This is a genomic window from Pseudomonas sp. SMV71 (assembly GCF_052042015.1).
Lineage (GTDB): Bacteria > Pseudomonadota > Gammaproteobacteria > Pseudomonadales > Pseudomonadaceae > Aquipseudomonas.
Map to the genome: position 1 here is coordinate 232,795 of NZ_JBKGGU010000007.1, position 22,376 is coordinate 255,170.

The following is a 22,376-nucleotide window of genomic DNA, read 5'->3' on the forward strand; positions in this document are numbered from 1 at the left end:
GGCAAAACGTGGCAACAACCCATCGATATACACCTCTGGGGAAAACACCTTAGATAGAAGGCCATTTCACGTACCGTTGAACAAGGAAGTTCATCATGGCCGAGGTTACACCACCCCCCTTTGCTCCTGACGACCACGGTGTCGTCGTCACGGACCTGGGTCTGCATACCAATGAACACACCCCCGCGACACTCGATTTCCGAGTGCCCGATGAGGCGCCGCCCAGCCCCGAACACACCCACAGACGCGCCCAGCTCAAGGTCGTCGATCAACTTTATGGCCCGCTCCACATCGGCTCCGTGGCCGTCACTCGTTCGGCCCTGGATGCACTGGGCGCGACGACCGATGGGCAGCCGCTGAATGGCGACAACACTTTCTTTCGCATCCCCAGCCGCTTCTTCCTGGACTCATTGCAGTTCAACCCGGATGCCATCGAAACCCGCCTGACGCACACCACCGATGCCAACGACTATCGCCTGCCCACCCTGCTCTTCGAAATGGCAAGCCTGCGGTCCCGGGCCGCGCGCCCATTGCTGCGACAACCTCGGCAAACCCAGGCTGAGCCGGGCAGTTACCGGAATACGCTGGACAGGCTCTTGAAACTGGCCCAGAACCTCGACAGCCGTGGCTTGGCACAACAGTCACTGAGCTGGTTGAACCAGGCCAAGAGCCACGTACTCATTCCTACCGGTCTGGGTCTCCAGGCCTTCGGTATCTACAGCGGCCTGCGCGGTCTGCAAGACGCCATCCGCGACCAGGACGCTTACCAGACGCTGTTCAACGGCGCCAGCCTGAGCGCCGAGGTGGCGTCCATCGGCGTCGAGGCGCTGGTGACCCGGCAAGCCACCCAGATGATCAAGGCGGGCCAGCGCTCGCTGGGGGATTTCGGCAAGACCACGTTCGCCATCCGGCTGGCCCGTGGCAGCGGCCTGATCGCCAGCGTGCTGACCCTGCCTTTCGACATCATCGCCGCCGTCGATGCCTTCAAGGCCGCCGCCACCGCCACCGGCCGGGAAGCCACCGATCATTACGTCAGCGCCGCCTTGAGCGTCACCAGTGCCGCCATGGCCGTGACCCTCGGTGTCGCCGCGTTGGCAGGGTTCACCTCGGCCGGTCCCGCGGGCCTGGCGGCAGGGCTGATCCTGGTGGTCGGTTCACAGGTCTGGGGCGCCATTCGTCAAGTCGATGAAATCGACGACTACCTGCAACTCACCGTGCATGAACGCCTGCGCACGGGCTGGTTCGCCTTCTGGATGATCAGCCCGGATGACGACATCCGCGATCGCTATCTCGTCGCCAAGGCCACCGCCGAGCACACCCGGCGGCTGCGGGCCAACGCCCTGAACCTGCTCAGGGGACCGTTGAAGGACAGCACCGAAGCGATCGTGAACGGCAACTTCACCGTAGAACTCGAACGGGTAACCTACAGCACCTGGAACTGGTGGACCGGCGAACGCCAGCAAGCGACGACCGTGCGCCCGCGAATCAAAGACAGCGATGACACAATCGACGCACGAAACGGTGTCACCGAGCAAACCCCCGGCGCCGTTATTGAAGCGGCGGCGGACCATAAGGGCATTCATTGGTACATCGGCGGTGGCAACGACACCCTCCTGGGCGCCGAAAACAAGCCGAACGTGTTCCATTACGGCAGCGGTGTCAAAACGCTGACCGGCGGCGCGAAAGATGACGTGTTCATTTTCGAGGGTTTGCCAGAAATCGTCGCGCCAGAGCCGGCGCCCTCGCCCAATCGCCTGGTGGGCGGTGCAGGCAGCGACACGCTGATATTGGCCGGCCGCAACAGCAACCCCCAGGCGCCGCGACTGGGGTATCACGTCGACCTCGCCGCCGGGCAAGTCAGCGTCATCGCGCAAGCACCTGAAGCGGCGAGTGGCGCCTACCGCCCGACCGTCCTGGACAGCATCGAACACGTCGAAATCCTCGAAGGCGGAACCAGCGTCATCAAAGGAACGGCCGGCTCGAACATATTGAAGTCCCGCGGCCACGACTCCATCGAAGCCGGCGCCGGCGATGACCGGATTCACATCCTCGGCGGCAGCAACCGCAACGCAGATGGCGGGCCGGGGGCTGACGTCTATGCCATCGCCCATCGCCCCGGCCATGTCTCGATCAGCGAAGATGGCGCAGACCACAGTGTCATCGCGCTGGACTGGCGCGCGGACCTGATTGAAAGCTGGGCCATCGAAGCCGGCAACCTGGTGATGACGGCCTGCTTCGATGCGAACGACTGGGATGTTCGCACCGTGACCGTCAACCACGTCTACAGCGACACCGCCTACCCAAGAGCACTGCAAAACAACAAGCTGACCTTCATCACCCAGGACGGCTTTCATTGGGTGCCCGACCTGCCCGACAGCATCGAGGATGGCCACCGGCTTGCCGTAGAAGCCATCATGGTGCAACAGGGCACACCGCGGAACCCGAGCATCCTCAACGATCGCAGCGAGGTCTCGATCGCCCACGACCGAGACACGAGCCATTATGTGTCCCGCCTGGTCGAACTCACCACCCTGAACGTCAAGCAGAAAAGTGACCGGTCCACCACCCTTCATCTGGACTACACCCGCGCCGAACTGACCCGGATCGACGCCCACTACAATGCCCATGTCACTCAGGAAGACGAAGGCGACAGCGTCCGATACGGCGAATGTGGGCTGACGCTGCACTTCGGCGAACGGCGGGTCGTGCTGAACAACCTGGCCAGTTCCGATGAGCGCTACACCGCACGAATAAAGCCCACCGGGCGCCGGGCCTTTTCCGCCCTGGTGTCCCAGCATGTGTTCATCCTGGTCATGAATGACGGCACGTCCTACCGCTTGGCTCAGCCCGCTCCCGACTACGGCCTGTTGCTGGACAAGCGCTTCATCGACAAAGCTCCGGTGAGCTGGACGACCGAAGCGCCCGAGGCGCTCACGCCCACTCGAAAGCGCTATGCCTACCTACAACCGCTGGATAAGAAGCCGCATTACATGGGCCAGCGGGCGACCTGCGCCAAGCTCACGGCCTCTGTGCAACAGAGCGGTGTCGAAGTCCTGATCGGCCAGGGCGCGACGTACCTTGTCCACCTGAGCCCGAACATGACGCTGCGCCTGTCCACGCCCGGCGCCCTGGCCAGTGCCAAACCCCGCTTGCCCCACGCCTCCACCTGGGAACTCGACGCCACGGCCCTCGGCCCGGTCCGGATCACCCTGGTCTCCAACCGACTGCACATCGGCGCAACGGTCATCTATCTCCCTGCCTATGGGGCGCAGGACCTGGTCGACCGGATACGGGTGATTACGGCGCAAGGTGTCGTCTATGAGGTCGACAGCCTGTTCGAGCGGGTCTACGTAGAATCGCTGGATGGCCGCTACCTGGCGCCCATGATCGACGTCGACGCTTGGCCACCGGAGCTGGCCCAGGTCGCGGCCGAATCCTTGAAAGTCTCACATATGGCCCTCAAGGACGGCTCATCCGGCACCTTGAGCTATCACCTCAAGTCACGTCAATGGCGCCTCGATACACAACCCTCCCGGGTCATCAGGGCGCATCAGCTGAAAAAGACCGAGCTGTGCGACCACCATCTCGAGATCTATCAGGACCTCGTCCGCGAAGGCCTCAGCCAGCACCCACCTTTGGACGACAATGCACTGCGCCGACTGCGGGAACAGTGCGTGAAACTGGTAGAGGGCTTTACGCTGAGCAAGTCGCTGATGCTGGCCTACGCCGTCAGCCTGAGCCCGACATTCGGCCCGCAACTCCCTTATTCCACCTGGGTTCGGGCGCTGGATGAAGTGCTGCCAGGACATTCCCAGCCCTGAGGCGCGTCTTACGAAAGGTTCGTTCGAACGGCATATCTATGTAACGCACCCGCCTGCGCCTTTTCATTGAACATCTTCAAGACCGCGGCCTGTCAGCGCGACAGGCCGCAGGCTCGATCATTTTTCAATCCAGGAGCAGACACATTTCATGAGTCCAAAACGTCCTATTCGGCCCACGGTGCCAGGCCAATCCACCGAGACGCCCCACAGCCCGCGCGATACGCAGGCCCCGACATTACCCAGAAATCCCATCAGGGGGGATGGCTTTGACCCGGGCTCCAGCTCATCGTCAGGAAGCGACACCCAGGCACCAGAGCCGCTGCACACCCCCGTCCACCTCTCCGAGATCAGTTCACCGGCGCCGGTCGGAGCGATATCCGTCGCCCTGTCGTTGGACCCCTATTACCTTTCACCGGAACTGGTGCCCCTGTTATCGGAGCCCGACGCCATTTCGGGAATCCGCACCTTCAGGACACGCACGTACGTCGAATTGGAAGAAGGCGGGACGGTGCTGCTGGGCCACGATGCCGAAGGCCATTACAGGGCCCGCTCTAGCGCCGAACTGGTGGCCTCCGGACCACGCCTGGAACAAGTGGCAGGCAGCCTGCTGTGGCGGCAAGTTGTCGTTGCGGTCGATGCAGACAGCAGTGACTCAGTGCTGACCATCACCTTGCACAGCTCGTCGGACGATGACGCCTCGACCACCTCCAAGCGCCAGCGCACGACACCGCCCCCGCAAAACGAAGCCACCGAGCAAGCGCCGGCGCTCTTCAGGCCGGATTGGGCGTTCACGCCGACACTCGCGCTGCCCCAGTTCATCACCGTGAACGATGTCCACTACAAGGTCATGAGCCGCATGGATGCACGCCAATTCCCTATTCTGTACATCCAGCCGCCCACGCATCCGGCCTATGATTTCGATGTGCTGGAAGCCATTCTCAGGCACACACCGGAGGAACAGCCCAGGGCCGTGATACGTGTTCCACCGGATGATCACTGGGAAATCGACACCCGGCTGCCTTTCGAAAAACCACTGACGGCTCATGTCAGGGATATTTTTCCGGAGGTCACCACTGTCACCCTGGAAAACATCGCCAGGAAGCAATTCGAGCTGGCCAACAGCTCACCGTATGCCGACGCCGCAGGACTGACTGCCTTGCGGCAGATTTTCCACAGCTGGAAACACGCCACCCCTTCCCCGCACCCGCAATGGAGTGATCCGTTGCTGATGCTGTCGATTCTTCCCACCACATCAGGCATCACCAATACATCACGCACGATCGAGCTGCCTGCCCCGTCCTCGACGGGTGCCTTGAACCGGCTGGACTTCGACCCCATGCGGTTTCGGCGCCAATGGGAATTTTTCCTCAACACCTACTCCACTGTGGATTTCAAGCGCTTCATGGCCGATCTGCTGAGGCGCAATGGCTACACGGTCATGGAGCCCAACAGCTTCAACAGTTTTCCGGCCCTGGTCTTTCGACGCACAGGCCATGACTACCTGTTTTTCATGAGCCTGCACCGCACCCGGATCCCGAAGCTGTCCATGCCCACGCAAAACAACCCCAACACGACGGGCATGAGCCTGGAAACCCAGGTCGGAGACGCCGCCGCACAAGTCGTCAAGGACGCCCACGAAGCCAACAGGATCATCTGGCTCAGGGGCGGTTCGCAGATCCTGCCAGGCGCTGCCGACACCGTTTTCATCATCCGCGATGACAACGCCCGGCTGTAAACCCGCGGGCAAAAAAAAGCCCGCAGTGTGGGCGGGCGAAAACCAGAGAAGCTTTATGCGCAGTGGCTTCCAGGATCAGGCAACTGCTTGGGGTCAGCTGCCTCGATAGGTTGAATAGGCGTAAGGCGAAATCAGCAGGGGTACGTGATAGTGCTCCTGCTCGGCCGAAATGCCGAAGCGCAACACCACCACGTCCAGGAACGCCGGATCGGGCAACTGGACGCCACGGGCGCGGTAGTAGTCGCCGGCATGAAATTGCAATTGATAGACCCCCGATCGGTAGTCCTCCCCTTGCAGCAGCGGTGCATCGCAACGGCCGTCGCTGTTGGTCTGCGCACTGGCAACCCATTGCAACTGCGTGCCTTCCACGCGGTATAGCTCGATTGTGATTGCGCTGCCTGGGCAGCCGTGTGCAGCATCCAAAACGTGAGTAGTCAAACGTCCCATTGATTGTGCGCGCCACGCTGCAAGGCAGCCCGGCCCGACGCCTCCTGAATCAGTTGAAAGACAGGCCGCACCGTTTCAAGGCACGAACAGCGCGGCGATGACGAATTAAGACACTTTAAAACGAAATTGTACACAATAAAAAACAGTTCTTTACCTCCGCCCGAGCCTGCTGACCTCCCCGACCTGGTATTGAGTTAAACCAATGGTTATCCGGCCCTCCCAAGCATAAATTGACCAAACGGGCAGATTTCTTGCAGTGTAGGTCATGGGGAGCGTCGAGCGAAAAATGCAAAAAATCAGGCTTACAAATCGCGCATAAAGTTGTATACAATCAATCCATCGTCGTGACGCCAGACCCGATTCATCCTCCAGGCGCCACCCACATGGTTCGAACAAGAAGGAAGACTGCAGTGAGCGCTGACTACCCACGCGACCTGATCGGTTACGGCAGTAACCCTCCCCACCCCCAGTGGCCGGGCAATGCCCGCATCGCCCTGTCCTTCGTGCTCAATTACGAGGAGGGCGGCGAGCGCAACATCCTGCACGGCGACAAGGAGTCCGAAGCGTTCCTTTCCGAGATGGTCGCGGCGCAACCGCTGCAAGGCGAACGCAACATGAGCATGGAATCGCTGTACGAGTATGGCAGCCGTGCCGGGGTCTGGCGGATCCTCAAGCTGTTCAAGCAATTCGATATCCCGCTGACCATCTTCGCCGTAGCCATGGCCGCCCAGCGTCACCCGGACCTGATCCGTGCGATGGTCGCCGCCGGCCATGAAATCTGCAGCCATGGCTACCGCTGGATCGACTACCAATACATGGACGAGGCCCAGGAACGCGAGCACATGCTCGAGGCGATCCGCATCCTCACCGAGATCACCGGGGAACGTCCGCTGGGCTGGTACACCGGACGCACCGGCCCCAACACCCGACGGCTGGTGATGGAAGAAGGCGGCTTCCTCTACGACAGCGACACCTATGACGACGACCTGCCCTACTGGGAGCCGAACACCCCCAACGGCAAGCCGCACCTGGTGATTCCCTACACCCTGGACACCAACGACATGCGTTTCACCCAGGTCCAGGGTTTCAACAACGGCGACGACTTTTTCCAGTACCTCAAGGACGCTTTCGACGTGCTATATGCCGAGGGCAGCGAAGCGCCGAAGATGCTTTCCATCGGCCTGCACTGCCGTTTGATCGGCCGCCCGGCCCGCCTCGCCTCCCTCAAGCGTTTCCTGGAGTACGCCAAGAGCCACGAGCAGGTCTGGTTCAGCCGTCGCGTCGACATTGCCCGGCACTGGCAGCAGGTCCATCCGCATCCGGGCGCGTCTAAAACGGGGGGTTCGAAATGACTACGTTCCAGACCCTCAAGCCCTCCACCCTGAGCCGCGAGGCGTTCGTCGAAGCCTTCGGCGAGATCTACGAACATTCGCCATGGGTGGCTGAAAAAGCCTTCGACCTGGGCCAGGACCCGTCGATCGACGAGATCGAAACCCTGCACCAGCGCATGAGCGACATCCTGTTGAGTGCCGATCAAGCCAGTCAGCTGGCGCTGATCAACGCTCACCCGGACCTGGCCGGCAAAGCTGCCGTCCAGGGGCAACTGACCGAGGCCAGCACGAACGAACAGGCTGGCGCCGGTATTCATCAATGCACGACTGAAGAGTTCCAGCGCTTCACCGAGCTGAACGAAGCCTACAAGGCCAGGTTCAGGTTTCCCTTCATCATGGCGGTAAAAGGCAGCAACCGGCACCAGATCCTCGCGGCGTTCGAAACGCGCATCCACCATTCGGTCGAGACTGAATTCAAATGCGCGCTGGCAGAGATCAACAAAATCGCGTTGTTCCGACTACTGACCCTCTAGCGAGCAGCCTGCCGAACAGCACTGCAAGCATCCCCAGCCAAACTTATTAAAGGCAGACAAGAAGAATGAAAGCTTACGCCGTACCTTTCGAGAAGTTCGTCAACCTGGCCGACGCCCGCTTGGGCACCAGGATCATCTCGGTCACCGATGACTGGTTCGCCGACGCCAACCGCCTGTTCCAGCCGACCCCGGCGGTGTGGAAAGAAGGCGTGTTCGACGACAACGGCAAATGGATGGACGGCTGGGAGTCACGTCGCAAGCGCTTCGAAGGCTACGACAGTGCAGTGATCCGCCTGGGCGTGGCGGGCTCGATCAAGGGCGTGGATATCGATACCTCGTTCTTCACCGGTAACTATCCGCCGTCGGCGTCCCTGGAAGCCTGTTTCCTGACCGAAGGCGAGCCGGACGAAAACACCCAATGGACAGAAGTGCTCTCGGCGGTCGAGTTGCAGGGCAACAGCCACCACTACCATGAAATCAGCAACGACCAAGCCTTCAGCCATCTGCGCTTCAATATCTATCCCGATGGCGGCGTGGCCCGCCTGCGGGTGTATGGCATCCCGTACCGCGATTGGTCGGCCGTAGGCGACAACGAACAGATCGACCTGGCCGCCGCCCTCAACGGTGGCCGTGCCCTGGCCTGCTCGGACGAGCACTTCGGACGCATGAGCAACATCCTCAACCCTGGCCGTGGCATCAACATGGGTGACGGCTGGGAAACCGCGCGCCGTCGCACGCCAGGCAACGACTGGGTCATCGTCGCCCTGGGCCATGCCGGCGAGGTCGAGAAAGTCATCGTCGACACCCTGCACTTCAAGGGCAACTACCCTGACAGCTGCTCGATCCAGGGCGCGTTCGTCAAGGGCGGCACCGACAGCCAGATCGAAACCCAGTCGCTGTTCTGGCGCGAACTGCTGCCGAGCCAGAAATTGCAGATGCATGCCGAACATACCTTCGCCGAGCAGCTCAAGGCCCTGGGCCCGATCACCCACATCCGCCTGAACGTGTTCCCGGATGGGGGTGTGAGTCGCCTGCGAGTCTTGGGCAAGGTCGCGAAGTAAACCAGCACCTGTGGCGAGGGAGCCTGCTCCCGCTGGACTGCACAGCAGTCCCATTGTTGAGGGCCGCTTCGCGACCCAGCGGGAGCAAGCTCCCTCGCCACAAAAGCTGAACCGACAACACAGAATTTTGGATTAAGAAGACCAGCATGCGCACACTCAAGATCGAACCCTTGACTAAAGAAGCCTTCGCCCCGTTCGGTGACGTAATCGAAACCGATGGCAGCGATCACTTCATGATCAACAACGGTTCGACCATGCGCTTCCATCGCCTGGCGACGGTGGAAACCGCCCTGCCTGACGACAAGGCGATCATCAGCATCTTCCGCGCCGACGCGCTGGACATGCCGCTGACCGTGCGCATGCTGGAGCGCCATCCGCTGGGCAGCCAGGCGTTCATTCCGCTGCTCGGCAACCCCTTTCTGATCGTGGTCGCGCCACTTGGCGATGCACCTGTATCAGGCTTGGCCCGCGCCTTCGTCACCAACGGCAGGCAGGGCATCAATTACCATCGCGGCGTCTGGCACCACCCGGTGCTGACGATCGAAAAGCGGGATGACTTCCTGGTGGTTGATCGCAGTGGCACAGGCAATAACTGCGATGAGCATTTCTTCAAAGAGGATGAGTTACTGATCCTCGCCCCCCACCAATAAGAGAAGCGTCCGATCACGCGCAGACAAGCGTGACGGGCGAGAGGTAAAGACTGTGGAAGCACATATGCTGGAATGGCTGAACCTGAGCATTCGCTGGGTTCATATGATCACTGGCGTGGCCTGGATCGGCGCGTCGTTCTACTTCGTCTGGCTGGAAAACAACCTCAATCGCGTCAATCCCCGGAGCGGCCTGGCCGGCGATCTGTGGGCCATCCACGGTGGCGGCATCTACCACCTGGAAAAATACAAACTCGCACCACCGTCCATGCCGGACAACCTGCACTGGTTCAAATGGGAAGCCTACTTCACCTGGATGTCGGGCATCGCGCTGCTGTGCGTGGTGTTCTACTGGAACCCGACCGTCTACCTGCTGGCGCCCGGCAGTGGCCTGAGCGGGCCCGAAGGCGTTGCCCTGGGCATTGGCTCGTTGTTCGTCGGCTGGTTCATCTATTCGTTTCTCTGCGACTCGGCCCTGGGCAAGCGCCCCGCCTTGCTCGGCTTGATCCTGTTCGTGCTATTGATCGCCGCTGCCTATGGGTTCAGCAAGGTATTCAGCGGTCGCGGTGCCTACCTGCATGTCGGGGCGGTCATCGGGACGATCATGGTCGGCAACGTGTTCCGCATCATCATGCCGGCACAGCGTGCGCTGGTAGCAGCCATTGCCGAGAATCGCACGCCTGATCCGGCACTGCCGGCCAAAGGGCTGTTGCGTTCACGGCACAACAACTACTTCACCCTGCCGGTGCTGTTCATCATGATCAGCAACCATTTCCCGAGCACCTACGGCAGCCAATACAACTGGCTGATCCTGGCCGGGATTGCAGTGGCGGCGGTGCTGGTACGGCACTATTTCAACACCCGCCACGACAGCAACCGGTTTGCCTGGACGCTGCCGGTCGGCGCCCTGGCGATGATCTGCCTGGCCTACGTCACCGGTCCCAAGCCTGTCTCCACCGCACCAGACGTGGCCAAGGCGCCGGCGGCCATCGAGTACCAGCCGCTGCCGGAAACCGCCATGGGTGGCGGCGCCAAGCCTGAAGCCGCGCCGACCGCTCCCGCGACGGCTCCAGCCCAGGCTTCCACTGCCCAAGGTCCATCCTTCGAAAAAGTCCACGGCGTGATTCAGGAACGCTGCGCGGTCTGCCACTCGGCCAAGCCCACCAGTCCGCTGTTCAGCGCTGCGCCCGGCGGGGTGATGTTCGATACGCCGCAACAGATCCAGCAACAGGCCGCGCGGATCCAGGCCCAGGCCGTGACGACCCAGATCATGCCCCTGGGCAACATCACCCAGATGACCCAGCAGGAACGCGACCTGATCGGCGCCTGGATCACCCAGGGCGCACGGACCAACTGAGCCGAACACTGCACCACCGTTATACCGCTGACAGGCAGGCCGGAACACGACCGGTCGCCTGCCGGCGGCAGGCTGCGCCTCGACAATAACAGCAAGAGCGAAGCGACCGATGATCCAGCCCCGCCCCACCGCTGCAGAACCAGCGCTGACGCGCCGTCGCCGGCCACTTGAGCCCGTTGATGCAAGCCCGTATCCTGCGCGGCCGTTCGAATCCGGCCGACTCCAATAATTCCAAAAAACGCCTGACCTACTGCCAGTCCTTTCCGGTCATGGCCCAGATCCTGTCAGCCTTTGTCACGAGCAAAAAGCTGACCGAACGGATGTTTCATCCGCCGAAAAAAGGCGCCACATCAGAGCGCTGATTGAAAAAAAACGGTATCACTTACCTTTGGGAGCAAACCGAATGAAACGTACGTGCACCAGCCTGGTACTCGCAGGATCCTTGTTGGCCGGGGGCCAGGCCATGGCCGACGATCTGTTCCAGTGGCAGAACAACAGCCTGACCTATTTGTACGGCAAGGATTTTCAGGTCAACCCACGCATCCAGCAGACCGTGACCTTCGAACACGCCGATGCCTGGAAATACGGCGACAACTTTTTCTTCCTCGACCGGATCTTCTACAACGGCAAGGAAGACGGCCAGTCGGGCCCGAACACCTACTACGGCGAGTTCAGCCCGCGCCTGTCGTTCGGCAAGATCTTCGACCAGAAGCTGGAACTGGGCCCGATCAAGGATGTGTTGCTGGCGATGACCTACGAGTTCGGCGAAGGTGACAACGAGTCCTACCTGATCGGCCCCGGCTTCGACCTGGCGATTCCCGGCTTCGATTACTTCCAGCTGAACTTTTACAACCGCCAGACCGAAGGCCCACGTGCCGGCGACAACGTCTGGCAGATCACCCCGGCCTGGGCCTATACCGTTGCCGTGGGCTCGTCCGACATCCTGATCGACGGTTTCATCGACTGGGTGGTGGACAACGACAGCAATTCCAAAGGCACCTACCACGCCAACCTGCACATCAACCCGCAGATCAAGTATGACCTGGGCAAGGCCCTGCACCTGGTCGCCAAGCAGCTGTATGTGGGTGTGGAGTACGACTACTGGAAGAACAAGTACGGGATCGAAGACAGCGAAGGGTTCAAGACCAACCAGAGCAATACCAGCTTTTTGCTGAAGTATCATTTCTGATTACCCAACTTGCTCCTTGATACACAGGGGGGCCTGTATTGGATTCGGATTCAGCGTTCGCCACAAATCCCCTGTGGGAGCGAGCCTGCTCGCGATAGCGTCGCATCAGTCGACTCAGCAGTGACTGACCAATCGTCATCGCGAGCAGGCTCGCTCCCACTCGGGATTTGGGTCGACTGGCTCTTTGTGTCATTCCTGAGCCAACCGCAAAAACCTCCGCAACTCCTCGCGCTGCGCCAACGCATCCTGGCGCCCCAGCTCGATCAGCTCGCTGCAATACCCCGCCTCGAACAACAGATAACTCAGCACCCCGGCGCCACTGGTCTTGGTCGCACCCGGCCCGCGCAGGAACACCCGTAGCGCGCGGGGCAATTCCTGGCGGTGGCGGGCGGCGATTTCGTCGATGGGCTGGCTGGGGGAAATCACCAGTACCTCCACCGGCGCCGCGCCCAAGGTATGGGCCGCGACGTCGTCGGGCAACCAGCGGCTGAAGCCGTTCAGGCGCTGCAACAGCTCGATGTCGCTTTCCAAGCTGTCGATGAACGTACTGTTGAGCATGTGGCCACCGATCTGCGCGAGAGTCGGTTGCAGGCCGGTGTAGCTGCGCTCCATGGGATCCCGCCCGCCGGCGCCTCGCGGGTTGCCACTGACACCGATGACCAGCACGCGATTGGCCCCCAGGTGCAGGGCCGGGCTGATCGGCGCCGATTGCCGCACGGCGCCGTCGCCAAAGTATTGCGGGCCGATCTTGACCGGTGCGAACAGCAAGGGAATCGCCGAACTGGCTAGTAGATGCTCCACCGACAATGGCGTCGGCACGCCGATGCGCCGATGTCGCAGCCAGGCATCGATGGTGCCGCGGCCCTGATAGAAGGTCACGGCCTGGCCGGACTCATAACCGAACGCCGTCACCGCCACCGCTCGCAATTGCTGCGCGGCGATGGCCTGCTCGATACCCGAGGCGTGGAATTGCGCCTGGAGGAGTTCGCGCAACGGCGAGCTGTCAATCAGCGCCACCGGCAACTTGGCGCCCAGGCCGAGCAGGCTATGGGTGATGAAACGCGTCGCCTGGGCCAGCACGCCGCGCCAGTCGCTGCGCATCACCTGATGGCTGCGCACCGCTTGCCAGAAGGCTGTCAGCCGTTCGATGGCGGTCTTGAAATCCATCGCCCCGCTCGCCAGGCTGACCGCGTTGATGGCCCCGGCCGACGTGCCGACGATCACCGGGAACGGATTATCTGCCCCGGCGGGCAACAATTCGGCAATCGCTGCCAATACCCCTACCTGATACGCCGCCCGAGCCCCGCCGCCGGAAAGAATCAAACCCGTTACCGGTTCAGCTGGGGTCATCGCATTGCTCCGTGCTCATGAAGGTGGACTACAGGCTCAACCGCGTTTGTCGTACAGCTTCGGCTCACCCGGCGGACGACTCTTGAAGCGCCGGTGGGCCCAGAGGTATTGCTCGGGACAATCGCTGACCGAGCGCTCGACCCATTGATTGATGCGGATGCAATCGGCCTCTTCGGTCTCGCCCGGGAAATCTTCCAGCGGTGCCTGGATCACCAGACGATAGCCACTGCCGTCGGCCAGGCGCTCTTGGATGAAAGGCACCACCAGCGCCTTGCCCAGCCGAGCGAACTTGCTGGTGGCCGTGACGGTCGCGGCCTGGATGCCGAACAGTGGCACAAACACGCTTTGCTTGGCACCGTAATCCTGGTCCGGCGCATACCAGATCGCCCGGCCAGCGCGCAGCAGCTTGAGCATGCCGCGCACGTCGTCACGCTCTACGGCCAGGGAATCGAGATTATGCCGCTCGCGGCCACGGCGCTGAATGTAGTCGAACAGCGGATTCTTGTGCTCGCGATACATGCCATCGATGGTGTGCTGCTGGCCGAGCAGCGCCGCGCCGATCTCCAGCGTGGTGAAATGCAGGGCCATCAGGATCACGCCCTTGCCCTCGCGCTGAGCCTGCTTGAGGTGCTCGAGGCCTTCGACATGGGCCAGTTTCGCCAGCCGCGAACGCGACCACCACCAGCTCATGGCCATCTCGAAGAAGGCGATGCCGGTGGAGGCAAAGTTCTCCTTGAGCAGGCGCTTGCGCTCGGCGGCGGATTTTTCCGGGAAACACAGCTCCAGGTTACGCCGGGCGATGCGCCGTCGGTCACCGGCCACCCGGTACATCAGCGCACCCAATGCACGACCGATCCACAACAGGCAGGGATAAGGCAACTGGACGATCAGCCACAACAGCCCCAGGCCGCACCACAGCAGCCAGAAACGCGGATGAAAAAATGCAGCTCGAAAACGCGGGCGATCCATTACAGCTTCCACAAAGACATGGGCCGCGCATTCTACATCGTTCGACCCGGCTTGCGGCTCGCGGGCGATCTCGTTATAAGTCTCGGCACTTTTAGTGACAAGCCGTTGTACGCCGACCATGAGCCAAACCGAACCGCTAGACCAAGATCCCGTGTTCCAGCTGAAGGGCAGCATGCTCGCCATTACGGTGCTGGAGCTGGCCCGCAACGACCTGGAGGGCCTTGACCGGCAGCTCGCGGCCAAAGTCGCCCAGGCGCCGAATTTCTTCAGCAATGCCCCCCTGGTGCTGGCCCTCGACAAATTGCCGGCCGACCAGGGCTCGGTGGACCTGCCGGGCCTGATGCGCGTCTGCCGCCAGCATGGTCTGCGTACCCTGGCGATCCGCGCCAGCCGCATCGAAGACATCGCCGCTGCCATCGCCGTGGACATCCCGGTGTTGCCACCGTCCGGGGCCCGGGAGCGGGTGCTGGAGCTGAGTCCCGTCGAAACCAGGAAAGTCCCGGAAAAGCCGCCGGAGCCGACCGTCAAGCCGACCCGGGTCATCACCTCGCCGGTGCGCGGCGGACAACAGATTTACGCCCAGGGTGGCGATCTGGTGGTCGTGTCCTCGGTCAGCCCGGGTGCGGAACTTCTGGCCGATGGCAATATCCATGTATACGGCCCGATGCGCGGTCGTGCGCTGGCTGGCGTCAAGGGCGACACCAAAGCCAGGATCTTCTGTCAGCAATTGAGCGCTGAACTGGTTTCCATCGCCGGGCAGTACAAGGTTTCCGAGGATCTGCGCCGTGACCCGTTGTGGGGCGCCGGCGTGCAGGTCAGCCTGTCGGGCGACGTGTTGAACATCATTCGGCTTTAACGGATACTGCCGCATTTTCCAAGCATCTCTAAAACGTAGCGAAACGGCTGAAACGACGTAGGAAACAGGATCAGGCAGGGTTTACCGGAGGTGAACCTCGTCCCGCGCCCTGTTCCAGCCAGGCCTGTACAATTGCCGCCGTTCTCTAGAGATGTTTTTCAGGGGCTGACAAAGTCCTTTTTCCTTAGGGGTGAAACACCTTGGCCAAGATTCTCGTGGTTACATCCGGCAAGGGTGGTGTGGGTAAGACCACCACCAGCGCCGCTATCGGTACCGGCCTCGCATTGCGCGGCCACAAGACAGTCATCGTCGACTTCGATGTCGGCCTGCGTAACCTGGACCTGATCATGGGTTGCGAGCGCCGCGTAGTCTATGACTTCGTCAACGTGGTCAACGGTGAAGCGAACCTGCAACAGGCCCTGATCAAGGACAAGCGCCTTGAGAACCTCTACGTGCTGGCCGCCAGCCAGACCCGCGACAAAGACGCGCTGACCCAGGAAGGCGTGGAAAAAGTCCTGATGGAGCTCAAGGAACAATTCGAGTTCGTGGTCTGCGACTCCCCGGCCGGTATCGAGAAAGGTGCCCACCTGGCGATGTATTTCGCTGACGAAGCGATCGTCGTGACCAACCCGGAAGTGTCCTCGGTACGCGACTCCGACCGCATGCTGGGCCTGTTGGCAAGCAAATCCCGTCGTGCCGAGAAAGGCGAAGAGCCGATCAAGGAACACCTGCTGATCACCCGCTACCACCCGGAGCGTGTCGAGAAAGGCGAAATGCTCGGCGTCGAAGACGTCAAGGAAATCCTCGCCGTCCGGCTGCTGGGCGTGATCCCGGAATCCCAGGCGGTGCTCAAGGCCTCCAACCAGGGTGTCCCGGTCATCCTCGACGACCAGAGCGACGCCGGCCAGGCCTACAGCGATACCGTCGACCGCTTGCTGGGCAAAGACCTGGAACACCGGTTCCTCAACGTCGAGAAGAAGGGATTCTTCGAGCGCCTGTTTGGAGGTAGGTAATGAACCTTTTTGACTTCTTTCGTGCCAACAAAAAGCCCAGTACCGCCTCGGTCGCGAAAGAGCGTCTACAGATCATCGTGGCGCACGAACGCGGCCAACGCAGCACCCCGGACTACCTGCCCTCCTTGCAGAAGGAACTGGTCGAAGTGATCCGCAAGTACGTCAACATCGGTAACGATGACGTGCATGTCGCGCTGGAAAGCCAGGGCAGCTGCTCGATTCTGGAACTCAACATCACCCTGCCGGATCGCTGATCGATCCTGCGGGAGCCACGGCGGCTCGGGCCCTTCCCTCTATCCCCCAAAGGTTAGAGAGCAAGGGCCCGAGCCGCCGTTGGCGTTTGTACCGAGACTGTTTTCAATGCCCCTTTCCAATATCCGCATCATTCACCAGGACGCCGCCGTGCTGGTGGTCGACAAGCCGACCCTGCTGCTGTCCGTGCCCGGCCGGGCCGACGACAACAAGGACTGCCTGATCACCCGCTTGCAGGAAAACGGCTACCCGGAAGCGCGAATCGTGCACCGGCTGGACTGGGAAACCTCCGGCATCATCCTGCTGGCCCGGGACCCGGACACCCATCGCGAACTGTCCCGGCAATTCCATGATCGCGAAACCGAAAAAGCCTACACCGCGTTGTGCTGGGGCCAGCCGGCACTGGACAGCGGCAGCATCGACCTCCCCTTGCGTTATGACCCGCCAACCAAGCCGCGCCACGTGGTCGACCATGAGCACGGCAAACATGCCCTGACCTTCTGGCGCGTGCTGGAACGCTGCGGCGACTGGTGCCGCGTCGAGCTGACACCGATCACCGGGCGCTCGCATCAACTGCGCGTGCACATGTTGTCCATCGGCCACCCGCTATTGGGCGACGGGCTCTACGCCCACCCGCAAGCCCTGGCCGCCTGGCCGCGCCTGTGTCTGCACGCCAGCATGCTGAGCTTCACCCACCCGCAAAGCGGCGAACGCCTGCGCTTCGAGTGCCCGGCACCGTTTTGAGACTTGGCAAACAAAGCCTCTTTGGCAAAAGCGCTTTTGTGGCGAGGGAGCTTGCTCCCGCTGGGCTGCGCAGCGGCCCCAAAAAGCCTGGGACCGCTGCGCGCTCCAGCGGGAGCAAGCTCCCTCGCCACAACAGCATTATGTTCGCAGTCTGAACTCTACTGCCCTCGTCACAGTGTTATTTTCCACTGATCACCCGCCCCGCCAATACGGTAAACTCCCGCCCATTGCTGTCTGGAGTTATTTATGCGCGCAGAGTTGAACCAGGGCCTGATCGACTTCCTCAAGGCCTCCCCTACCCCATTCCATGCCACCGCCAGCCTTGCCAAACGCCTGGAAGCGGCGGGTTATCAGCGTCTGGACGAGCGCGAGACCTGGGCCACCGAGCCCAACGGTCGCTATTACGTCACGCGCAACGACTCCTCGATCATTGCCTTCAAGCTGGGCCGCAATGCCCCGCTGCACGACGGCATTCGCCTGGTCGGCGCCCACACCGACAGCCCTTGCCTGCGGGTCAAGCCACAACCGGAACTGCAACGCCATGGCTTCTGGCAACTGGGCGTGGAAGTCTACGGCGGCGCATTGCTGGCACCGTGGTTCGACCGCGACCTGTCCCTGGCCGGGCGCGTGACCTTCCGCCGCGACGGCAAGGTCGAGAGCCAGTTGATCGATTTCCAGGCGCCCATCGCCACGATTCCGAACCTGGCCATCCACCTCAATCGCGAGGCCAACCAGGGCTGGGCGATCAACCCGCAGAACGAACTGCCACCGATCCTGGCTCAGTTCGCCGGTGATGAGCGCGTTGACTTCCGTGCCGTGCTCACCGACCAACTGGCCCGCGAGCACGGCCTGAATGCCGATGTGGTGCTCGATTACGAACTGAGTTTCTACGATATCCAGAGCGCCGCGGTCATCGGCCTGCATGGCGATTTCATTGCCGGTGCACGCCTGGACAACCTGTTGTCGTGCTACGCCGGCCTGCAAGCCTTGCTCAACGCCGACACCGAAGAAACCTGCGTCCTGGTGTGCAACGACCACGAAGAAGTCGGTTCCTGCTCGGCCTGTGGCGCTGACGGCCCGATGCTGGAACAGACCCTGCGACGCCTGTTGCCTGAGGGTGAAGAGTTCGTCCGTACTATTCAGAAATCCCTGTTGGTGTCGGCGGACAACGCCCATGGAGTGCACCCCAACTACGCCGACAAGCACGACGCCAACCACGGTCCCAAGCTCAACGCCGGGCCGGTGATCAAGGTCAACAGCAACCAGCGCTACGCCACCAACAGCGAAACCGCCGGGTTCTTCCGTCACCTGTGCATGGCCGAAGAAGTGCCAGTGCAGAGCTTCGTGGTGCGCAGCGACATGGGCTGCGGCTCGACCATCGGCCCGATCACTGCCAGCCAGCTGGGCGTACGCACTGTGGACATCGGCCTGCCGACGTTCGCCATGCATTCGATCCGCGAGCTGTGCGGCAGCCATGACCTGGCGCACCTGGTGAAGGTGTTGAGTGCGTTCTATGCGTCTCGCGAACTGCCATAGTCAACGCTAACCCGTGGCGAGGGAGCTTGCTCCCGCTGGGCTGCGCAGCAGCCCCAACATCTGCAACTGAATGCACGGTTGCCAGTGCTGCGCACTGGAGCGGGAGCAAGCTCCCTCGCCACAAAGGCCAAGGCATATACCGTCACCCTACTACCAAACCCCAACTAGACTGACCTTATCGCCCCCTCGACAAGGCCGTCGTCATGATCTCGATGTCTGCGTTCCACGCCATGCTGGTGCCCATCATCGCCGGCATGATCCTGCTGGCCATCGGCTTCAACTTCCGGGACAAGGGCGTCGGGGTGTTCGCCATGTGGATCGGCATGCTGCTGATCCTCGCCACGGTGGTGTTCAAGATCCTCGCCAAACTTAACGAGTCGCTCTGACCTCGCTTCAATTCGCGGGCGGTTGCTCGGGCACATCGACGCCGACATGAATCGCATCGTGGCGCCAGAACTCCAGGTCGCAGTCGATCAGCCGCTGGTGCTGGTCGTAATTGACCCGGGCGATCCTCAGCCCGGGGCTACCCACCGAGACCTTCAGCGCCGCCGCAGCTTCCGGTTGTAAAGAGGTAGGCACGATTTCGAACTTCACCCGACCGTAGTGCAGGTCGTAATGCCGGGCGTACAGCTCGGTCATCGACTGGTTGAGATCGAACTCGAGGATGTCCGGAAAATACTGCGGGTTCAGGTAGTGTTCCACGTAAAGCACCAATCGCTCATCGATACGTCGGGCGCGACAGATCTGGATCACGCTGGACAGCGCCGGTAACTGCAACCAGGCACAGACGGCCGCCGAAGCCGGTTGCAGGCGCGCAGAAATCACCTGGGTAGAAGGCACCCGCCCTTGGGCGGCGACCATCGCGTGGAAGTGGCTGCGCTGCATCAGGTTATAGGCCAGGCGCGGCGGCGAGACGAACCAGCCCCGGCGCTCTTCCCGATAGATCTGCCCCTGGGCTTCGAGCTGCAACAACGCTTCGCGCACGGTGATGCGCGTGGTCCCGAACAACTCACTGAGCTTGCGCTCGGCCGGCAGCTTGCTGCCGGCGGCCAGCAGCCCGTGGTCAAGCTGCTCCTGCAGGACCTGTCCGATGGTTGTCACCGCTTTGGTTGCATCGATGCGCATCAACGTTACCTATCTGGACTAGACCAGCACTGTTTTCGAGCAGGATCGATTTCCCATCGCCCCCATTTTCATCCTGTAAGCCTAGGCACCGCACATGACTGATCGATGACAGCGGCGCTGAACGGTCGGCGGACAAGCCCTGCAAAATTATAGCCAGAACCTTTCATATCAGGCGTTTAAGCATGGTCTACGCTTAATTCGCAGCCGACGCGCAGGACCCTGGTCGTGATTGAACGCGCTACCGCAGACATCAAATTGTCACAGGGCTCGCCTAAATTGGCTCAGGTATTGCTGACCTAGACCAACACAACCGCAATCGCAGCGTTGAAAACGCCCATAGGAGCTTCGGATGAAACAGCTTTTCCTGGCATCACTGTTAGGCTCGACCATCGCCATGTGCACCGCCGCCATGGCCGCTGATACCGATCTGAAAACATTGGAAGCCGCTGCGAAAGCGGAAGGCGCCGTGAACAGCGTCGGCATGCCCGATGACTGGGCAAACTGGAAAGGCACCTGGGAAGACCTGGCGAAAACATACGGCCTCAAACACGTCGACACCGACATGAGCTCGGCCCAGGAAATCGCCAAGTTCGCCGCCGAGAAAGACAACGCCAGCGCCGACATCGGCGACGTAGGCGCGGCCTTCGGCCCGATTGCGGTCAAGCAAGGCGTAGTCCAGCCCTACAAACCCAGCACCTGGGACCAAGTGCCTGCCTGGGCCAAGGACAAGGATGGCAACTGGGCCCTGGCCTATACCGGAACCATCGCTTTCATCGTCAACAAAAAGCTGCTGCACGGCTCCGAAATACCGACCAAGTGGGCTGACCTGAAGAGCGGCAAGTACAAGGTTTCCATCGGTGACGTGAGCACCGCCGCCCAGGCCGCCAACGGCGTGCTGGCCGCGGCCCTGGCAAACGGTGGCGACGAGAAGAACCTGCAACCGGCCCTGCTGATGTTCGCCGAGATTGCCAAGCAAGGCCGCCTGTCCATGGCCAACCCGACCATCGCCACCATGGAAAAAGGTGAAGTCGAGGTCGGCGTGGTCTGGGATTTCAACGGTTTGAGCTACAAGGCCAAGATGGCCAACCCGGATGACTACGTCGTACTGATCCCATCCGACGGCTCGGTCATCTCCGGCTACACCACCATCATCAACAAATACGCCAAGCACCCGAATGCCGCCAAACTGACCCGTGAGTACATCTTCAGCGACGCCGGCCAGATCAACCTGGCCAAGGGTAACGCCCGGCCGATCCGCGCCGAGCACCTGAAGCTGCCGGAAGAAGTCCAGGCCAAGCTGCTGCCGAACGAGCAGTACAAGCATGTGACACCGATCAAGGACGCCGATGCCTGGGAGAAGACCTCCAAGGCGCTGCCGCAGAAATGGCAGGAAGAAGTCATCATCAATATGCAGTGAGGCGGTAATCAGCCCGCTCGGATATCCAACCGAGGTTCATTGTGGGAGCGAGCCTGCTCGCGATAGCGGTCTACTTTTCGACATTGAAGTCGACTGATACTCCGCGATCGCGAGCAGGCTCGCTCCCACAGGAGACCACAGTGAATCCGAACTTTCTGGTTCCCCTCCGGAGTCCCGGTCCCCATGAAGCACAACGTCATCCTGGTGGTGCTCGACGGCCTCAATTACGAAGTCGCCCGGCACGCCATGGGGCATTTGCAGGCGTATGTCGGCGCAGGACGCGCGGCGCTGTACAAACTGGAATGTGAGCTGCCGGCCCTGTCCCGCCCACTCTACGAATGCATCCTTACCGGCGTCGCCCCCATCGAGAGCGGTATCGTGCACAACAATGTTTCGCGCCTGTCGAACCAGCGCAGCATTTTCCACTACGCCACCGATGCCGGTTTGAGCACGGCGGCCGCTGCCTATCACTGGGTCAGCGAACTCTACAATGCTTCACCGTTCGTGGCCGGCAGGGACCGCCATACCGACAACACCGAACTGCCGATTCAATACGGACATTTCTACTGGAATGACCACTATCCCGATTCCCACCTGTTCGCCGATGCCGAGCACCTGCGGGTGCGCTACCGGCCGGATTTCCTGCTGGTGCATCCGATGAACATCGACGACGCCGGCCACAAGCACGGCCTCGACACCCCGCAATACCGCAACAGTGCCCGCTCGGCCGACATCAACCTGGCGGTCTATCTGCAAGACTGGCTCGACGCTGGTTACCAGGTATTGGTGACGTCCGACCACGGCATGAACAACGACCGTTCCCACAACGGCTTGCTGGCCGAAGAACGCGAAGTGCCCCTGTTTGTCCTCGGTGAAGGCTTCAGCCTCGACCCTGGCGCGGCACCGAGACAGACCGAACTGTGCGGGACCATCTGCCAATTGCTCGGTGTCGACCACGACAAACCCTATTGCCGGGAGCTGCTCAAGTGAATG

At 61.4% G+C, this 22,376-nt stretch carries 21 protein-coding genes; 17 read left to right on the forward strand and 4 right to left on the reverse strand.

Going from position 1 to position 22,376, the window contains the following annotated elements:
- The first annotated feature begins 95 nt into the window (after window positions 1–95).
- Both ACLEJQ_RS09665 and ACLEJQ_RS09670 read left to right on the forward strand, forming a co-directional pair.
- On the forward strand, window positions 96–3,821 hold the full coding sequence (locus ACLEJQ_RS09665) for a calcium-binding protein (RefSeq protein ID WP_440794362.1): 3,726 nt from the start codon (window positions 96–98) through the stop codon (window positions 3,819–3,821).
- 421 nt (window positions 3,822–4,242) lie between these two features.
- A complete protein-coding gene (locus ACLEJQ_RS09670; RefSeq protein WP_440794364.1) occupies window positions 4,243–5,556 on the forward strand; it encodes a hypothetical protein in 1,314 nt (437 codons plus the stop codon).
- Window positions 5,557–5,649: 93 nt separating this feature from the next.
- Here the strand turns inward: ACLEJQ_RS09670 and uraH are convergent, their stop codons facing one another.
- Window positions 5,650–6,003 carry a hydroxyisourate hydrolase gene (gene uraH, locus ACLEJQ_RS09675; protein ID WP_440794365.1) on the reverse strand — a complete coding sequence of 118 codons (354 nt, stop codon included), beginning with the start codon at window positions 6,001–6,003 and terminating at the stop codon, window positions 5,650–5,652.
- Window positions 6,004–6,413: 410 nt separating this feature from the next.
- Here uraH and puuE point away from each other — a divergent pair, with 410 nt between their 5' ends.
- The 7 genes from puuE to ACLEJQ_RS09710 all read left to right on the forward strand — a co-directional run bounded on the left by puuE (window position 6,414) and on the right by ACLEJQ_RS09710 (window position 12,121).
- A complete protein-coding gene (gene puuE / locus ACLEJQ_RS09680; RefSeq protein WP_440794367.1) occupies window positions 6,414–7,355 on the forward strand; it encodes an allantoinase PuuE in 942 nt (313 codons plus the stop codon).
- Window positions 7,352–7,867, forward strand: coding sequence for a 2-oxo-4-hydroxy-4-carboxy-5-ureidoimidazoline decarboxylase (uraD, locus tag ACLEJQ_RS09685; protein ID WP_440794369.1), 516 nt, complete (start codon window positions 7,352–7,354; stop codon window positions 7,865–7,867). The genes puuE and uraD overlap by 4 nt, the downstream gene beginning before the upstream one ends.
- 65 nt (window positions 7,868–7,932) lie before the next feature.
- Entirely contained in the window at window positions 7,933–8,928 is a 996-nt protein-coding gene (gene alc, locus ACLEJQ_RS09690) for an allantoicase (RefSeq protein ID WP_440794371.1), read from the forward strand.
- Window positions 8,929–9,074: 146 nt separating this feature from the next.
- Window positions 9,075–9,578, forward strand: a complete 504-nt coding sequence (locus ACLEJQ_RS09695; RefSeq protein WP_440794373.1) for an ureidoglycolate lyase — start codon at window positions 9,075–9,077, stop codon at window positions 9,576–9,578.
- A 52-nt stretch (window positions 9,579–9,630) separates the two neighbouring features.
- Window positions 9,631–10,932: a urate hydroxylase PuuD gene (locus ACLEJQ_RS09700; RefSeq protein ID WP_440794375.1), complete on the forward strand. Its 1,302-nt coding sequence runs from the start codon at window positions 9,631–9,633 to the stop codon at window positions 10,930–10,932.
- Between the two features lie 179 nt (window positions 10,933–11,111).
- Window positions 11,112–11,294: a hypothetical protein gene (locus ACLEJQ_RS09705; protein ID WP_440794377.1), complete on the forward strand. Its 183-nt coding sequence runs from the start codon at window positions 11,112–11,114 to the stop codon at window positions 11,292–11,294.
- Window positions 11,295–11,335: 41 nt separating this feature from the next.
- The gene (locus ACLEJQ_RS09710) at window positions 11,336–12,121 is read left to right on the forward strand and encodes an outer membrane protein OmpK (protein WP_440794378.1); all 786 of its coding nucleotides are present in this window, start codon (window positions 11,336–11,338) and stop codon (window positions 12,119–12,121) included.
- A gap of 189 nt (window positions 12,122–12,310) precedes the next feature.
- Here ACLEJQ_RS09710 and ACLEJQ_RS09715 read toward each other — a convergent pair whose 3' ends face one another.
- Together ACLEJQ_RS09715 and ACLEJQ_RS09720 are read right to left on the reverse strand one after the other, a co-directional pair.
- Entirely contained in the window at window positions 12,311–13,471 is a 1,161-nt protein-coding gene (locus ACLEJQ_RS09715) for a patatin-like phospholipase family protein (RefSeq protein ID WP_440794380.1), read from the reverse strand.
- Between the two features lie 36 nt (window positions 13,472–13,507).
- Window positions 13,508–14,440, reverse strand: a complete 933-nt coding sequence (locus tag ACLEJQ_RS09720; protein ID WP_440794382.1) for a lipid A biosynthesis lauroyl acyltransferase — start codon at window positions 14,438–14,440, stop codon at window positions 13,508–13,510.
- A gap of 118 nt (window positions 14,441–14,558) precedes the next feature.
- Here ACLEJQ_RS09720 and minC point away from each other — a divergent pair, with 118 nt between their 5' ends.
- The 6 genes from minC (at window position 14,559) to ACLEJQ_RS09750 (ending at window position 19,227) form a co-directional block, all read left to right on the forward strand.
- Window positions 14,559–15,296: a septum site-determining protein MinC gene (gene minC, locus ACLEJQ_RS09725; protein WP_440794384.1), complete on the forward strand. Its 738-nt coding sequence runs from the start codon at window positions 14,559–14,561 to the stop codon at window positions 15,294–15,296.
- Between the two features lie 200 nt (window positions 15,297–15,496).
- Window positions 15,497–16,309 carry a septum site-determining protein MinD gene (minD, locus tag ACLEJQ_RS09730; protein ID WP_024779631.1) on the forward strand — a complete coding sequence of 271 codons (813 nt, stop codon included), beginning with the start codon at window positions 15,497–15,499 and terminating at the stop codon, window positions 16,307–16,309.
- On the forward strand, window positions 16,309–16,563 hold the full coding sequence (gene minE, locus ACLEJQ_RS09735) for a cell division topological specificity factor MinE (protein ID WP_007960071.1): 255 nt from the start codon (window positions 16,309–16,311) through the stop codon (window positions 16,561–16,563). Before minD ends, minE begins: the two co-directional genes overlap by 1 nt.
- A gap of 106 nt (window positions 16,564–16,669) precedes the next feature.
- On the forward strand, window positions 16,670–17,305 hold the full coding sequence (locus tag ACLEJQ_RS09740) for an RluA family pseudouridine synthase (RefSeq protein ID WP_025214990.1): 636 nt from the start codon (window positions 16,670–16,672) through the stop codon (window positions 17,303–17,305).
- Window positions 17,306–17,551: 246 nt separating this feature from the next.
- Window positions 17,552–18,841: a M18 family aminopeptidase gene (locus ACLEJQ_RS09745; RefSeq protein ID WP_440794386.1), complete on the forward strand. Its 1,290-nt coding sequence runs from the start codon at window positions 17,552–17,554 to the stop codon at window positions 18,839–18,841.
- A gap of 203 nt (window positions 18,842–19,044) precedes the next feature.
- Window positions 19,045–19,227: a hypothetical protein gene (locus tag ACLEJQ_RS09750; protein WP_440794388.1), complete on the forward strand. Its 183-nt coding sequence runs from the start codon at window positions 19,045–19,047 to the stop codon at window positions 19,225–19,227.
- 7 nt (window positions 19,228–19,234) lie between these two features.
- On the opposite strand, the gene ACLEJQ_RS09755 is transcribed toward ACLEJQ_RS09750, so the two are convergent.
- Window positions 19,235–19,966, reverse strand: coding sequence for a UTRA domain-containing protein (locus tag ACLEJQ_RS09755; protein WP_440794390.1), 732 nt, complete (start codon window positions 19,964–19,966; stop codon window positions 19,235–19,237).
- A 349-nt stretch (window positions 19,967–20,315) separates the two neighbouring features.
- On the opposite strand from ACLEJQ_RS09755, the gene ACLEJQ_RS09760 reads away from it, so the two are divergent.
- Complete coding sequence (locus tag ACLEJQ_RS09760) at window positions 20,316–21,383, forward strand: ABC transporter substrate-binding protein (protein ID WP_440794392.1); 1,068 nt, start codon at window positions 20,316–20,318, stop codon at window positions 21,381–21,383.
- A 183-nt stretch (window positions 21,384–21,566) separates the two neighbouring features.
- Complete coding sequence (locus ACLEJQ_RS09765; protein ID WP_440794393.1) at window positions 21,567–22,373, forward strand: alkaline phosphatase family protein; 807 nt, start codon at window positions 21,567–21,569, stop codon at window positions 22,371–22,373.
- Window positions 22,374–22,376: the final 3 nt, after the last annotated feature.

Coding starts and splice junctions, on each gene's coding strand:
- ACLEJQ_RS09665 (WP_440794362.1), top strand. CDS start 96: ATGGCCGAGGTTACACCACCCCCCTTTGCTCCTGACGACCACGGTGTC.
- uraH (WP_440794365.1), bottom strand. CDS start 6,003: ATGGGACGTTTGACTACTCACGTTTTGGATGCTGCACACGGCTGCCCA.
- uraD (WP_440794369.1), top strand. CDS start 7,352: ATGACTACGTTCCAGACCCTCAAGCCCTCCACCCTGAGCCGCGAGGCG.
- alc (WP_440794371.1), top strand. CDS start 7,933: ATGAAAGCTTACGCCGTACCTTTCGAGAAGTTCGTCAACCTGGCCGAC.
- ACLEJQ_RS09695 (WP_440794373.1), top strand. CDS start 9,075: ATGCGCACACTCAAGATCGAACCCTTGACTAAAGAAGCCTTCGCCCCG.
- ACLEJQ_RS09705 (WP_440794377.1), top strand. CDS start 11,112: ATGCAAGCCCGTATCCTGCGCGGCCGTTCGAATCCGGCCGACTCCAAT.
- ACLEJQ_RS09710 (WP_440794378.1), top strand. CDS start 11,336: ATGAAACGTACGTGCACCAGCCTGGTACTCGCAGGATCCTTGTTGGCC.
- ACLEJQ_RS09715 (WP_440794380.1), bottom strand. CDS start 13,471: ATGACCCCAGCTGAACCGGTAACGGGTTTGATTCTTTCCGGCGGCGGG.
- ACLEJQ_RS09720 (WP_440794382.1), bottom strand. CDS start 14,440: ATGGATCGCCCGCGTTTTCGAGCTGCATTTTTTCATCCGCGTTTCTGG.
- minC (WP_440794384.1), top strand. CDS start 14,559: ATGAGCCAAACCGAACCGCTAGACCAAGATCCCGTGTTCCAGCTGAAG.
- minE (WP_007960071.1), top strand. CDS start 16,309: ATGAACCTTTTTGACTTCTTTCGTGCCAACAAAAAGCCCAGTACCGCC.
- ACLEJQ_RS09740 (WP_025214990.1), top strand. CDS start 16,670: ATGCCCCTTTCCAATATCCGCATCATTCACCAGGACGCCGCCGTGCTG.
- ACLEJQ_RS09745 (WP_440794386.1), top strand. CDS start 17,552: ATGCGCGCAGAGTTGAACCAGGGCCTGATCGACTTCCTCAAGGCCTCC.
- ACLEJQ_RS09750 (WP_440794388.1), top strand. CDS start 19,045: ATGATCTCGATGTCTGCGTTCCACGCCATGCTGGTGCCCATCATCGCC.
- ACLEJQ_RS09755 (WP_440794390.1), bottom strand. CDS start 19,966: ATGCGCATCGATGCAACCAAAGCGGTGACAACCATCGGACAGGTCCTG.
- ACLEJQ_RS09760 (WP_440794392.1), top strand. CDS start 20,316: ATGAAACAGCTTTTCCTGGCATCACTGTTAGGCTCGACCATCGCCATG.
- ACLEJQ_RS09765 (WP_440794393.1), top strand. CDS start 21,567: ATGAAGCACAACGTCATCCTGGTGGTGCTCGACGGCCTCAATTACGAA.